At 39.7% G+C, this 13,477-nt stretch carries 12 protein-coding genes; 9 read left to right on the top strand and 3 right to left on the bottom strand.

Features of this window, described 5'->3' with window-relative positions; all coding sequences use genetic code 11:
* Nucleotides 1-46: 46 nt before the first annotated feature.
* From OOZ15_RS09095 to OOZ15_RS09080, 4 genes are all read left to right on the top strand, one after another.
* The gene (locus OOZ15_RS09095) at nucleotides 47-1,180 is read left to right on the top strand and encodes a glycoside hydrolase family 18 protein (protein ID WP_265956012.1); all 1,134 of its coding nucleotides are present in this window, start codon (nucleotides 47-49) and stop codon (nucleotides 1,178-1,180) included.
* 614 nt (nucleotides 1,181-1,794) lie between these two features.
* The gene (panB, locus tag OOZ15_RS09090; RefSeq protein ID WP_265956011.1) at nucleotides 1,795-2,613 is read left to right on the top strand and encodes a 3-methyl-2-oxobutanoate hydroxymethyltransferase; all 819 of its coding nucleotides are present in this window, start codon (nucleotides 1,795-1,797) and stop codon (nucleotides 2,611-2,613) included.
* A gap of 26 nt (nucleotides 2,614-2,639) precedes the next feature.
* Nucleotides 2,640-3,002: a four helix bundle protein gene (locus OOZ15_RS09085; protein ID WP_265956009.1), complete on the top strand. Its 363-nt coding sequence runs from the start codon at nucleotides 2,640-2,642 to the stop codon at nucleotides 3,000-3,002.
* Between the two features lie 104 nt (nucleotides 3,003-3,106).
* Nucleotides 3,107-3,802 carry an RluA family pseudouridine synthase gene (locus tag OOZ15_RS09080; protein WP_265956007.1) on the top strand — a complete coding sequence of 232 codons (696 nt, stop codon included), beginning with the start codon at nucleotides 3,107-3,109 and terminating at the stop codon, nucleotides 3,800-3,802.
* 62 nt (nucleotides 3,803-3,864) lie between these two features.
* Here OOZ15_RS09080 and OOZ15_RS09075 read toward each other — a convergent pair whose 3' ends face one another.
* Nucleotides 3,865-4,758, bottom strand: a complete 894-nt coding sequence (locus OOZ15_RS09075; RefSeq protein WP_265956006.1) for a DMT family transporter — start codon at nucleotides 4,756-4,758, stop codon at nucleotides 3,865-3,867.
* 12 nt (nucleotides 4,759-4,770) lie between these two features.
* A complete protein-coding gene (locus OOZ15_RS09070; protein ID WP_265956002.1) occupies nucleotides 4,771-6,315 on the bottom strand; it encodes a hypothetical protein in 1,545 nt (514 codons plus the stop codon).
* A 153-nt stretch (nucleotides 6,316-6,468) separates the two neighbouring features.
* Between OOZ15_RS09070 and OOZ15_RS09065 the strand changes: the two genes are divergently transcribed.
* The 5 genes from OOZ15_RS09065 to OOZ15_RS09045 all read left to right on the top strand — a co-directional run bounded on the left by OOZ15_RS09065 (nucleotide 6,469) and on the right by OOZ15_RS09045 (nucleotide 11,736).
* Nucleotides 6,469-7,641 (top strand): 2-isopropylmalate synthase, encoded by a 1,173-nt coding sequence (locus OOZ15_RS09065; protein ID WP_265956001.1) that lies wholly within the window; start codon nucleotides 6,469-6,471, stop codon nucleotides 7,639-7,641.
* 5 nt (nucleotides 7,642-7,646) lie between these two features.
* Entirely contained in the window at nucleotides 7,647-9,044 is a 1,398-nt protein-coding gene (leuC, locus tag OOZ15_RS09060; protein ID WP_265956000.1) for a 3-isopropylmalate dehydratase large subunit, read from the top strand.
* A 174-nt stretch (nucleotides 9,045-9,218) separates the two neighbouring features.
* Nucleotides 9,219-9,809 (top strand): 3-isopropylmalate dehydratase small subunit, encoded by a 591-nt coding sequence (leuD, locus tag OOZ15_RS09055; RefSeq protein ID WP_265955998.1) that lies wholly within the window; start codon nucleotides 9,219-9,221, stop codon nucleotides 9,807-9,809.
* A 12-nt stretch (nucleotides 9,810-9,821) separates the two neighbouring features.
* The gene (leuB, locus tag OOZ15_RS09050; RefSeq protein ID WP_265955997.1) at nucleotides 9,822-10,940 is read left to right on the top strand and encodes a 3-isopropylmalate dehydrogenase; all 1,119 of its coding nucleotides are present in this window, start codon (nucleotides 9,822-9,824) and stop codon (nucleotides 10,938-10,940) included.
* A 25-nt stretch (nucleotides 10,941-10,965) separates the two neighbouring features.
* Entirely contained in the window at nucleotides 10,966-11,736 is a 771-nt protein-coding gene (locus tag OOZ15_RS09045; RefSeq protein WP_265955995.1) for a class I SAM-dependent methyltransferase, read from the top strand.
* Nucleotides 11,737-12,073: 337 nt separating this feature from the next.
* On the opposite strand, the gene OOZ15_RS09040 is transcribed toward OOZ15_RS09045, so the two are convergent.
* The gene (locus OOZ15_RS09040) at nucleotides 12,074-13,276 is read right to left on the bottom strand and encodes a redoxin family protein (RefSeq protein WP_265955993.1); all 1,203 of its coding nucleotides are present in this window, start codon (nucleotides 13,274-13,276) and stop codon (nucleotides 12,074-12,076) included.
* Nucleotides 13,277-13,477: the final 201 nt, after the last annotated feature.

Below are 13,477 nucleotides of genomic sequence, written 5' to 3'. Positions count from 1 at the left end.
ATCCCTAAGAAGGGAGATAATAACTATCAACTAACATTAATTAGCTATGAAGAGGGGCATCTTTTTCACAGGTATTTTCCTGTTGATCTATGCATTAGGGCACAGTCAAGACCAAAAAACCTATACCATTGTGGGGTATGTTTATAGCGGACACATAAACAATACAGCCGACAGTATTGCAGTTGAAAAGCTAACGCATATCAATTATGCCTTTGCCAATATAAAAGATGGTAAAATTATAGAAGGGCACAGCAAAGATTCCCTGCGATTGGCCAAGATCAATACCATGAAATCGATAAACCCGGACCTAAAACTTTTGGTTTCTGTCGGTGGATGGTCTTGGTCCGATCACTTTTCGGATGCAGTGCTCACCAAAACATCTCGCGAGGTTTTTGCTAACAGTGCTGCCGATTTCATTCTGAAACACAAATTAAACGGTATCGATCTGGACTGGGAATATCCCGGACAACCCGGTGAGGGAAACACGTACAGGTCTGAAGACAAGGGAAATTTTACGCTCGCTTTAAAACGCATTCGCGAGAAATTAGATTCGCTTACGAGTGTTACCGATGAAAATTACCTGCTCACCATCGCCAGTGGAGCTAATCAGAAGTATTTGGATCATATAGAAATGGACACGCTTCACCACTACCTCGATTATATCAACATCATGGGGTATGATTTTCACGGGGAATGGAACACAGAAACGGGACACCACTGTAACCTTTATGAATCAGCTACAGACACCACCGCTAACAAACGTAGTGTTCTAAAAGCTATAAATCAACACATTGAAGCAGGGGCCCCTGTTGAAAAATTGGTTATGGGCGTCGCTTTTTACGGTCGTGGATGGTATGGAGTTCAAGAAGAGAACAATGGCTTGCATCAGTGGGCAAGCAAAGGCGGTTTCAGTATTCCGTATAGGGACATTTCTGATAGTATTGCCAAAGGGAATTTTCAACAATTGTGGGATAAAAAGGCCAAAGCCCCATTTTTATGGAATAAAAAAACACGAACCTTTATTTCGTATGAAAGTTCAAATTCACTGAAAGAAAAAACCCAACTGATCAAAGAAAAGAAAATGGGCGGTGCTATGTTTTGGGAATATCATGCCGATAATGGCACTTTACTGAATACGCTTTATCGTGAATTATCAACTCCTGAAAGTGATGAACAGTAAACTACCATAGGATAGGTTCACAAGATATTAGTTAGAAAACTAATAGCGTCCAAAACGTTTTTATTGAATTTTTAAAACATACTGAATTTGCTGAGGTTTAGATGAAATTTCAACGTTTGTGGTTTGGTTCCGGCCTACGATAGGACCAAGCGTTAAAAAAACATCCAGTGGATGTTTTTAGCGACGGGGCCAGCCGGCGCGAGGGAATAATGACTCAGGCGGAATGAGTTATTTTTATCCCTGCCTGCCGGCAGGTAGGTGTGGCTGGGGATTCCGTAGTATTTTCTTATGTTTTTATCGTCAGCCTAGATTTTTTTGGTTCGTTTTTTCATCAATGGAAACCGACAACGGAGGTTCACGAACTCAAATTAAAAATAGAAAAGGGCGTGAGCTAAAAAATGAACAGGTAAAAATTTATTTAGGACAGAATTGTTAGAAAACCTAAAAAACATTTTGACGCAAGCCTGTCTGCCGACAAAGGCAGGCGTCGAAGCTCCCGATAGTTATCGGGATTAAATCTCACTTAGTAAGTCGACACTCAATTTCTTTAATCAATAAATAGATAATTTCTCCTGAAAAACAGTAATTTTATCACTTTGAAAAAAAACAAGAAAATGTCTGTAGTTAAAAAAGAATACAAAAGAGTTACCGTCAAATCCTTGGTAGAAATGAAAAAGGATAATGAAAAAATATCTATGCTGACTGCATATGATTTTACCATGGCAAAGATTGTAGACGGTGCTGGTATTGATGTTATTTTGGTTGGTGATTCCGCCAGTAATGTCATGGCCGGACATGAAACTACCCTTCCCATCACCCTGGATCAGATGATCTATCATGCCTCATCGGTGATCAGGGCGGTACAAAGGGCTTTGGTGGTGATCGATCTTCCTTTCGGGAGTTATCAATCCGATCCCAAAGAAGCGCTGCGCTCTGCCATCAGGATCATGAAAGAAAGTGGGGCGCACGCTGTGAAATTGGAAGGTGGTAAAGAAATAAAAGAATCCGTCAAAAGAATATTACATGCCGGAATCCCGGTGATGGGCCATTTGGGACTCACCCCCCAGTCGATCTATAAATTCGGGACATACACCGTTAGGGCCAAAGAAGAAGAAGAAGCCGAAAAATTGAAAGAAGACGCTAAATTTTTGGAAAAAGCCGGATGTTTTGCCATCGTATTAGAAAAAATCCCAGCGAAACTCGCCACAGAAGTAGCGGAATCAGTTTCTATCCCTATTATTGGTATCGGTGCCGGAAATGGTGTGGACGGACAAGTTTTGGTGACTCATGATATGTTGGGAATGACACACGAATTCCATCCGCGTTTTTTACGTCGTTACCTTAATTTATATGAAGAAATGAATAATGCCTTTGAACAATACTCAGAAGACGTAAAATCCGGGGAATTCCCTAATGATGAGGAGCAATATTAGATTGTTAGATTTTTAGATATAATTTTATGCATCGGTTTAAAGATTTAGAAATATGGAAAAGAAGCAGGGTATTTTGCTCAAGTATCTACAAGCTCACATCAAAATTTCCTAAAGCTGAAAAGTATGGTCTCACAAATCAGTTAAGAAGGGCTGCTGTTTCAATACCTTCCAATATAGCCGAAGGGTCATCAAGACATTCTAACAAAGATTTTGCTCGTTTTATTGAAATCGCCATTGGTTCTACTTATGAGATACAAACACAATTACTTATCTCATTTGATCTCAATTTTATATCAGAAGAGAAATTAAGAATCCATTCCAACGAATTAGAAGAAGTTATAAAAATGATTTCCAAATTCAAATCAACGTTAAAACAAGGAAAAGGTTAATCCCATAATTCTAATGAATCTAACACTCAAAAAATCTAATAATCTAATAATCTATAAATCTAAAGCTCTAAAGCTCTAAAAGTCTAACTCTCTAACAATCTACAATGAAAGCCCTCTCCAATAAAAACAATCTTCAGGTGCTCTATGAAGACAACCACATTATCGTGGTAAACAAACGTGCGGGGGATATTGTTCAAGGAGATAAAACGGGCGACAAACCTCTGTCTGAGGTAGTAAAGAGCTATCTCAAGGAGAAATACAACAAACCGGGAAATGTATATCTGGGGGTTGTTCACCGCCTGGACCGACCCACGAGCGGTATTGTTCTTTTTGCCAAAACGTCCAAGGCCTTACCTCGACTGAATAAACTCTTTAAAGAAAAAGAAGCCAAAAAAACCTATTGGGCAGTAGTAAAAAACAAGCCCGAAAAACCATCCGACATACTTGTTCACTGGATGAAACGCAATCCGAAACAAAACAAATCCTACGCCCATAAAAACGAAGTACCGGACAGCAAAAAAGCAGTTTTACATTACAAAACCATCAAAGCGCTAGACCGTTACTTTTTACTTGAGGTTGAATTGGAAACGGGAAGGCACCATCAAATCCGATCACAGCTTTCCGCAATTGGGAGTCCAATAAAAGGCGATTTGAAATACGGCTTTGACCGAAGTAACAAAAATGCAAGCATACATCTACACGCCCATAAACTCGAATTCACTCATCCGGTAAAAAAAGAAAAAATGTTCTTTACCGCTCCCCTGCCCAAGGATCCTGTTTGGGATGTGTGTAGTGAGTAAGATGTATTTAAATGTGCTAATCATGTCAAATCTCACTTAGTGAGTTATTCAGAATTATTAACCTAAACTTTAGTTTTTTCGTCACTGTTTTTGTTATCCTTCACCGTCCGTATACTTTCAATAAAAACAGCACTTAAGATCAATGCTCCCCCAATGATGGTATGCCATGCCGGGAATTCCCCTAAAAACAACATGCCCATTAATATCCCGTAAATGGGTTGTACGCTGCTCATAATACTCGCAGTAGTAGCACTGAAATGCCTAAAGCTCATCAACAAAAGTGTATGTCCGACAGTGGTGGTCAACAGAGCGAGAAAACAAATGGCCCACAATTGCGGTTTTACATCCACAAAATTGGTTTTAAAGAGCAGCGGACTCAAAAGTATAGAAATAATCACAAGCTGATAGAGCATCAAGACCGATCCGTTGTATTTTTCTACTTTGGGTTTCATTAAAATATTCCGAAGGGCATAAAAGAAAGCCGAGGTCACCCCAAATAACACAGCAATAAAATGTTGATTCTTGAAACTTACTTCGGGGACCAAAAAATAAACTCCGGCAAGCACCAACACTGCTAAGCCTACGTGGGATTTCCTGAATCTTGTCTTTAAAATAAGTGGTTCCAAAAAGGAAGTAATTGCCGGATAGGTATATATGGAAAGCATTCCGATGGCTACACTCGAAAGCTGTAAGGCGTAAAAATAGGTCACCCAATGAATTCCAAAGAAAACACCACAAAGAATAACAATCTTCAGGTCTTTCCCCTTCTCGATCCCGAGATTGTATTTCTTGTATCTACAAAAAAGAAAAACAAAAACCATGGCTAGCATCGCCCTAAACATAATCGTCTGTTCAGGGGGTAATGTGATGTATCTTCCGAGGACACCCGAGGTACTGATGAAAAGTACCGCAAGGTTGATTTCTAAAATGTGTTTGAAATATTGGTTGTTCCGCATCAAAAAGAAGAGTTATCGGATGAATTGTTTGGCTTTTTCCTGAATAATCTCAGCCACAGGCCGGTTTTCTATTTTACTTTCCAACCAAGAGATAATATCCAAATATAGAAAAGCGCGTTTCTCATACGGATGGTCTTCATATTTTTTCAGGGTTTTGTGCAATTTTTTGAATTCATCTTTTAATTCGTGCGGATAGATCTCCCCGAGGTTTTTCAAAAACTTGATCATTTCCTTTTGCACCTCGTGCAGGTCATTCATTTTGAGCAGGAACTTATAGGTACTTTTGAGTTGTACCTCCAAATGATAGTCCATTCCTGCCTCATAATGCGCCACCAGACTCAATACCCGTGCAAAACACATCAAATCTTCACGCATGCTGAGATTCTTGTTTTCGATAATCTTTTTCAGGTATGAAATACATTTTTTGTTATCGCCATTTCCAAAGTGCAAACAAGCAATTTTATAATAAAGCACCATAATGTGGTGTTCATCTATTTTATCGCGGTATTGTTTTAAACCATCCACAATCTCCTCTTCCAGGTATAGTCCGTCTTCAAAAGAGCCTTCAAGGAAGTGAAGATTCAGTTTATTGCTGCAGATGTATAGAAATGCCAATACTTCAATATTGTCGTTCTTCGGAAATTTTTTGTTGTTAATGGTAGCTTCCAAACGGTCGAGGGTTTCTTCAAATCCGGAGCGGTATTTCACATAAAACATCGATTCCAATAAATAGTTATTCCCTTTTAGGAAAAACACCGGATTCAAATAAATCATCTGTTCGTTTTCATAAAAAAGTTCCACCCATTTCAAGGAGTATTTATAACACGATAAAAAATCCTGAATCAGGAAGCTATACCACAATTGCGCTTTGTAAAGCCATAGTTTTTCCCTGAAATCCAATTCAGAAAGTTTGAATTTTGGCATATGTGCCGAGTAATAATCGGTGATCCATTTATATTCTTCATCACTTTTTACATAACCGAATTTCAGCATGATCCCATAGAGTTGTAGTGAAAGGTTGGACAACTTGCTCGTCAACACATTCTGAATGCTCAATTCTTTTGCCTGTATGGCCAATTCATCAGCCCGACCACTAATACTTCTGGTAATATATTGTGTTTCTATGATTTTTTCAAACTCCACGATCTCGTAGGCCACCACTTTTTCCTGATTTTCAATAGCCATGGATTTCGCCTTATCCAATAACTTCAGGCTTTGTTTGTAGAGTCCTTTATGGTAGAGAATGGTGGCGAAATCCAATTGTTCGCGTATTTGCACACGAACATTTTGATTTACGGGATTTAAACGCAAGCTTACCAATATCTGTTTGTATAAATGCGCCTTCAGGTTTGACAATTGCTGTTTTTTAACGATGCCGCTTTTTAATATCTCCCCTTCACTATAGCGATGCATCTTGTCCAACAGGTTAAACAATGCCAAAAATTTAGCATCAGCATTTACCCCCAATCGATTTACATACAATTTAAATTGCCTTTTTTCAGATTTCGAAAGGGATTTAACCAAGATAAAAAGCGTGTCTTTTTGGTAACTTGTCATTGTAAAAATAAAAATTCAATTTACTGATAATCAGTTATTTAAAAGATTAAAACTATACTTAAACATTGTAAAGAAATAGTTAAGTAAAGTATAAATTAAGTATACAAAATATAAATTCGTAAAACAAAGTTGAAATTACATTAAATAATCAAGATGAGTAAAGAAAAAGTCCAAATCTTTGACACAACACTGAGAGACGGGGAACAAGTGCCCGGATGTAAATTGAATACAGCGCAAAAGCTTGTTATTGCCAAACGTCTCGACGAACTGGGTGTTGATGTTATTGAAGCCGGTTTTCCTATCTCCAGCCCCGGAGATTTTACTTCGGTCGAAGAGATTTCAAAAGTCGTCAAAAATGCTACGGTCTGCGGATTGACGCGTTCTGTTAAAAAAGATATTGAAGTCGCCGCCGAAGCCATCAGACATGCAGTAAGACCGCGTATCCATACAGGAATTGGAACATCAGACTCACATATAAAATACAAATTCAAATCCACACGTGAAGATATCATTGAACGCGCTGTTGCAGCCGTGAAATATGCAAAAACCTTTGTGGAAGATGTCGAATTTTATGCTGAAGATGCCGGGCGTACCGACAATGAATTTTTGGCCCGTGTCTGTGAAGCGGTCGTCAAGGCCGGGGCTACAGTACTTAACATTCCGGACACCACCGGGTATTGCCTTCCTGAAGAATACGGAGTGAAAATGAAGTACCTCAAAGAAAACGTAAAAGGCATCGACAAAGCTATACTTTCCTGTCACTGTCACAACGACTTGGGCTTGGCTACTGCCAATTCCATCGCCGGGATTGTCAACGGGGCACGACAAATAGAATGTACCATCAACGGAATCGGAGAACGTGCCGGTAACACTTCCCTTGAGGAAGTGGTGATGGTAATGCGTCAGCACCCTACCCTTAATTTGGACACCAATGTTAATTCAAAACTACTGTACAGCACCAGTCAAATGGTTTCAGAAAGTATGGGAATGCCGGTGCAACCTAATAAAGCTATCGTAGGGGCTAATGCCTTTGCACACAGTTCGGGAATCCATCAGGACGGGGTAATCAAAAACAGGGAAACCTACGAAATCATGGATCCGGCTGATGTTGGAGTAACAGAATCTGCTATTGTGCTTACTGCCCGTAGTGGTCGTGCAGCCTTGGCATACAGGGCCAAAAAGGTAGGTTATAATCTTACCAAGCTCCAATTGGATGAAGTTTACAAAGAATTTTTAAACTTTGCAGACCGCAAAAAAGAAGTCGGTGACAAGGATATTCACCAAATCATCGAAATAAGTAAAATAGATACTAAAGCAATCGCTTAAAATCAATGAGTAAGACATTATTTGATAAAGTTTGGGACAGTCATGTGGTAGATGAGGTAAAAGACGGACCACAGATATTGTATATTGACAAACATTTAATTCACGAGGTAACAAGTCCGCAAGCCTTTGCAGAACTTGAGGAGAGAAACATCCCTCTATTCAGAAAAGACCAAATTGTCGCTACGGCAGACCACAATGTGCCTACCAAAGACCAACACCTTCCTATTCAGGATCTGTTGTCTAAAAAGCAAGTGGAAATGCTTACCGAGAATTGTAAAAAACACGATGTTACCCTATACGGACTCGGACATCCATACCAAGGGATTGTGCACGTTATGGCTCCTGAATTGGGGATCACACAGCCGGGAATGACCATGGTTTGTGGAGATAGCCACACCTCTACCCACGGTGCTTTCGGTACGATAGCCTTCGGAATCGGAACCAGTCAGGTAGCACAGGTTTTTGCCAGTCAGTGTCTTTTGCTGTCCAAACCCAAAAGCATGCGTATTTCCGTCAACGGAAAGCTGAAGAAAGGTGTTTTGCCCAAAGACGTTATTTTGTACATCATCGCCAAACTGGGAACCAACTCCGGTACAGGTTATTTTGCAGAATATGCCGGTGATGTTTTTGAAAATATGAGTATGGAAGGTCGGATGACCGTCTGCAACATGAGCATTGAAATGGGTGCACGTGGCGGTATGATTGCTCCGGATGAAACTACTTTTGAATATGTTAAAGGAAGAGAATTTGCTCCAAAAGGAGCCGAATTTGAAAAGAAAATAGCCTATTGGAAAACCCTTCCAACGGATGCTGATGCTGTTTTTGACAAAGAATACAGCTTTGACGCAGAAGATATCGAACCTATGGTTACCTACGGAACCAACCCCGGAATGGGTATCAAAATATCGGAAAACATTCCTAGTAAAGATGACGTTTCCTTTGAAAAATCATTGGAATATATGGGATTCCAAAAAGGGGAAAAACTCCTTGGGAAAACCATCAACTATGTATTTATTGGTAGCTGTACCAACTCCCGTATTGAAGATTTCAGGATTGCAGCCGACTATATCAAAGGAAAACAAAAAGCAGCCAATGTAAATGCGCTAATCGTTCCGGGTTCGCAGCAAGTGGCAAAACAAATAAAAGAAGAAGGTATCCAAGATATATTTGAAGCTGCCGGTTTTGAGATCCGTCAAAGTGGATGTTCAGCTTGTCTTGGAATGAACGAAGATAAAATCCCTGCAGGGGAATATTGCGTTTCCACTTCCAATAGGAATTTTGAAGGAAGACAAGGACAAGGCGCCAGAACTATTTTGGCAAGTCCGTTAGTGGCCGCTGCAACCGCTATTTCTGGAAAAATAGTGGATGTAAGCGAAGAAATTGAAGAATTGGAGTTGGTTTAGTTGTTTGACAACAACTACGATTAACAAATATTAATGTCATCCTGGGCCTGTCGAAGGATTTAGGTCTATAACAAAAAACACTTCGACAAGCTCAGTGTGACAATTTACCAGAAAAAGTTGTGTAGGAATAGCATCCTAACAATAATAAAACAAAAAAGTTGCAACAGACATAAAATGGAAAAATTTGTAACATTAACATCAAGAGCAATCCCCTTGTCTATCGAAAATATAGACACCGACCAGATCATTCCGGCGCGTTTTTTAAAGGCGACCAGTAAAGCAGGTTTCGGTGAAAACCTTTTTAGGGACTGGCGTTTTAATAAAGACGGTAGTGAAAACAAGGATTTTGCATTGAATCAGGATATTTATGAAGGAAAAATTCTGGTGGCCGGTGATAATTTTGGTTGCGGAAGTAGTAGAGAACACGCCGCTTGGGCTTTGACCGACTACGGTTTTAAAGTGATTGTTTCCAGTTATTTTGCTGATATTTTTAAAGGTAATGCCCTTAACAATGGCCTACTACCTATTCAAGTGAGTCCCGAGACGCTGAAAAAATTGCTGAAGACTATCAAAAAAGACCCCGAAACTGAGCTTGTGATCAATTTGGAAAAACAATACCTCACCATTGAAGGAACAGATGTAAAGGAATCTTTCGAGATCGATGCTTACAAAAAAATGTGCATGATGAACGGATATGATGATATTGATTTTTTAGTCAGTAATAAAGACAAAATTGAAGCTTTTGAAGCTTCGAGAACATTTTAATACACAGAAAAAATGAACTTAAAAATAGCTGTATTAGCTGGAGACGGCATAGGTCCTGAAGTGACAGAACAAGCCATTAAAACCTTAAAGGCCGTAGAAGAAGCGTATAACCATAACTTTTCTTTTACTGAAGCTCCCGTGGGGGCTATTGCCATTGATAAAACCGGAGATCCCCTGCCCGACGATACACTGAAATTGTGTTTGGATTCAGATGCCGTGTTGTTTGGAGCCATCGGAGATCCAAAATATGACAACGATCCTTCAGCTAAGGTGCGTCCGGAACAAGGTTTATTAAAGTTGAGAAAATCCTTAGGATTATTCACCAATATAAGACCCATCAAGGCCTATCCTACCCTTATTGAAAGGTCTCCTTTGAGAGAAGATCGTATTCTGGGTACAGATATGGTAATTTATCGCGAACTTACAGGTGGGATTTATTTTGGGGAGAAAAAATTGAACAAAAAAGGCACGACAGCTTCTGATCTTTGTGAATATTCAGAATACGAAATAGAACGCATTGCCCATTTGGCATTCAAAGCGGCCAGAACCCGCAAGAAGAAACTTACTCTGGTCGACAAAGCCAATGTATTGGAAACTTCACGCTTGTGGCGTAAAATAGTGACCAACATCGGTAAAAGTTATGAAGATGTGGAGTTGGATTTCCTTTTTGTGGATAATGCAGCCATGCAAATGATCCTGAACCCGAGTCAGTTTGATGTGATTCTTACTGAAAACATGTTCGGGGATATTATTTCAGATGAAGGAAGTGTTATCGGTGGTTCTATCGGACTCTTGGCTTCAGCATCCGTAGGTGATGAAAATGCCATGTTTGAGCCTATCCACGGTTCGTTCCCACAAGGCGCCGGAAAAGACATTGCCAATCCGATTGCCTCTATCCTATCAGCTGCGATGTTGCTGGAACATTTCAATTTACACGAAGAAGCACAAGCCATCAACAAGGCTGTTGAAAAAGCCCTGGAGATGAAAGTGGTGACATCAGACTTGGAAGAAGACAGCAAATATGGTACTGAAAAAGTAGGGAGTTTTATTGCGGATTATATCGCCAATGCTGAAGAGATCATCAACTACAATCAGGAAAATATCGATTACGGACAATCGACGATTATATAAAATACGAAATTAGAAGTACGAAATTTTGAAATTTTATACAGACCTTCAAGGTTTTGAAAACCTTGAAGGTCTCATTATTTTAACTATCATGAACAAATCAACCACAACAGAAATCAGAGAGCGGTTTGACAAGGATGTGGAACGCTTTTCCAACCTTGACACCGGACAACAAACCACAATTGATGCAAAAATATCCTTGGAGTTGATCACTGAAGCTTCAAAAAGGATTATTCCCAATGCTGAAAACTTATTGGATGTAGGTTGTGGAGCGGGAAACTATTCCTTGATGATGCTCTCAAAACTTCAAAACCTGAATTGTACTTTGGTAGATTTGAGCAAGCCCATGCTCGACAAAGCACACGAAAGGGTGTCCAAAGCCACCAATGGCAGTGTTAAAGTCTTACAAGGTGACATCAGGGAAGTTGAACTACAGGAGCAACATTACGATATTATTTTAGCAGGAGCCGTTTTACACCATTTGCGGGACGACCAAGATTGGGAAACCACATTTGCTAAGCTTTATAAACTATTAAAACCCGGTGGCTGCTTAATGATTTCAGACTTAATCACCCAAGATACAGAACTCTTGAACGACTACATCTGGGAAAGATATGGTGACTATATCGAAGAATTAGGTGGAAAAGAATACCGTTCAAAAGTTTTGGCCTATGTTGAAAAAGAAGATTCGCCTAGGTCGATGAATTATCAGTTAGACCTCATGAAAAAAGTAGGGTTCAAAAAAGTTGAAATCCTACATAAGAATATGTGTTTTGGGGCGTTTGGGGGGATTAAGTAGTGGGGGTACAGAAGTTGGAAGTACGAAGTTTATATAACCCTTGAAGGGTTATATCAATACAATAGTTTTTTAAAATCAACTGCCTCGCGGGGCAAGCCTGTCCGACAAAAGCAGGCCTTGGTTAAAACACCAAACATTCTGTTTTTGCCAATGGTTTGGGATTTCAAAACCCTCCGTCTTCCTCCGCATAGCTCCGGAATCCACCTCCCTTCATCAGAAGAGAGGAGCCGTTCTTTGGTTTTATTATTATTTAGTACTTAAACAAAATCTTAAATTCCGCGATCAGCCTATATCAGGGACGTACAACGTACATACTTCGTATTTCTTATTTCGTACTTCAATCGTTATCCGCATAAAACCGTCCCAGATGTTCAACAATGGCTTTTTTAAGTACAGGCGGGTCAAAGGTGCCTTCTACTTTATAGAGTACTTCGCCTCCCGGAGCTATTAATGCCGTATACGGAAGTGACCCCTGCCAGTCTTTATCGACCACTTCAATGAGTTCGTAGATGTCTTTCCCACTAAAAATATAATTGATGTTTGATGCTTCTTTCTTTTGTAGCACTTCCAAAGCCTTTTCTTTTTTATTGATTTTATCTGTCGAAACAGAAACGAATTCAAAATCGCGGTCACGATACATTCTGTTGATATTGACCAATTCAGGAAATTCCATGATGCAGGGTCCACACCAGGTAGCCCAGAAATTAACCAAACGAAGTTTATCCGAATCATTTTTTATGAGACCCCCTACTTCACTCAAGCTTATTTCATTTAAAGCAACAGGCTCTTTTGCCCATTCTTCCCGTTGTTTTTTTGCCCATTCATCTTTCCATGACCATTTTATGGAACAGCCAAAAGTCTTTGTTTTAGCCATCGGGACTTCCTCTCCGCTTATCATCGCATCCAAAGCATTGATCAAATTGGTTGTTTTGGGCTCTACATACGGATTTTCGGTATCATCTATTCTTCCGCTGTATTTTAAGATTCTATCTTCATCAAAAACAAATACATGAGGCGTAGCCAAAGGTCCGTATGCCAATGAAGTTTCCTGGGTTTCTCCATCGTATAAATAAGGGAAATTATATCCTTTTTGTTCGGCTCGCAATTTCATCTCCTCCATACTGTCACTCATATCAGAATAACCTAACTCCGATAGACTAATCGCATCATCTGCATTTGGGGAAATGGCCACAAAACCGACTCCCTTGTCTTTGTAGTCATCAACTATTTTAATGAATTTGTCTTCATAGGCCTGTGCTGTCGGGCAATGATTACAGGTAAATAAAACCACTAAAGTTTCGTGATCTTTAAAATCTGCTAAAGAATAGTTTTTGCCATCTACACCCGGAAGATTGAAATCCGGTGCTTTGGTACCCGGTTCGATAGGTTTTGGAGTTTCTTTTTTGGTTTTAGCCTCAGAAGTTTGGGTTGTGACCTCAGTGGTGGTGATTTCTTTTTCGGTTTCTTTTTTCTTCTGATTGCAACTTAGCAATGATAACAAAAGAACAACTATGAATAATCGGTTTGGGTAATGGTTCATTTTTCTAATAGGTTGGTTTTCAATTATTCAATAAAGCTAAGAAAAAAATGTGAAGGGGGTCATGATCTTAAAATGTTTCCGTGTGTTTTCCTATTAATATTGCGCCCCTTCGCATAAAGCCCTTCAAGGGCTCGCTCAACTCAAAAGCTTTTGGAAGGGATCAATCCATTCCACCCTTCTCATAAAGCCCTTCAAGGTTTT

The sequence above is a fragment of the Galbibacter kalidii genome (genome assembly GCF_026241135.1).
Lineage (GTDB): Bacteria > Bacteroidota > Bacteroidia > Flavobacteriales > Flavobacteriaceae > Galbibacter.
The sequence above is the reverse complement of the archived record's forward strand: the minus strand, read 5'-3'. Positions and strand labels throughout refer to the sequence as shown.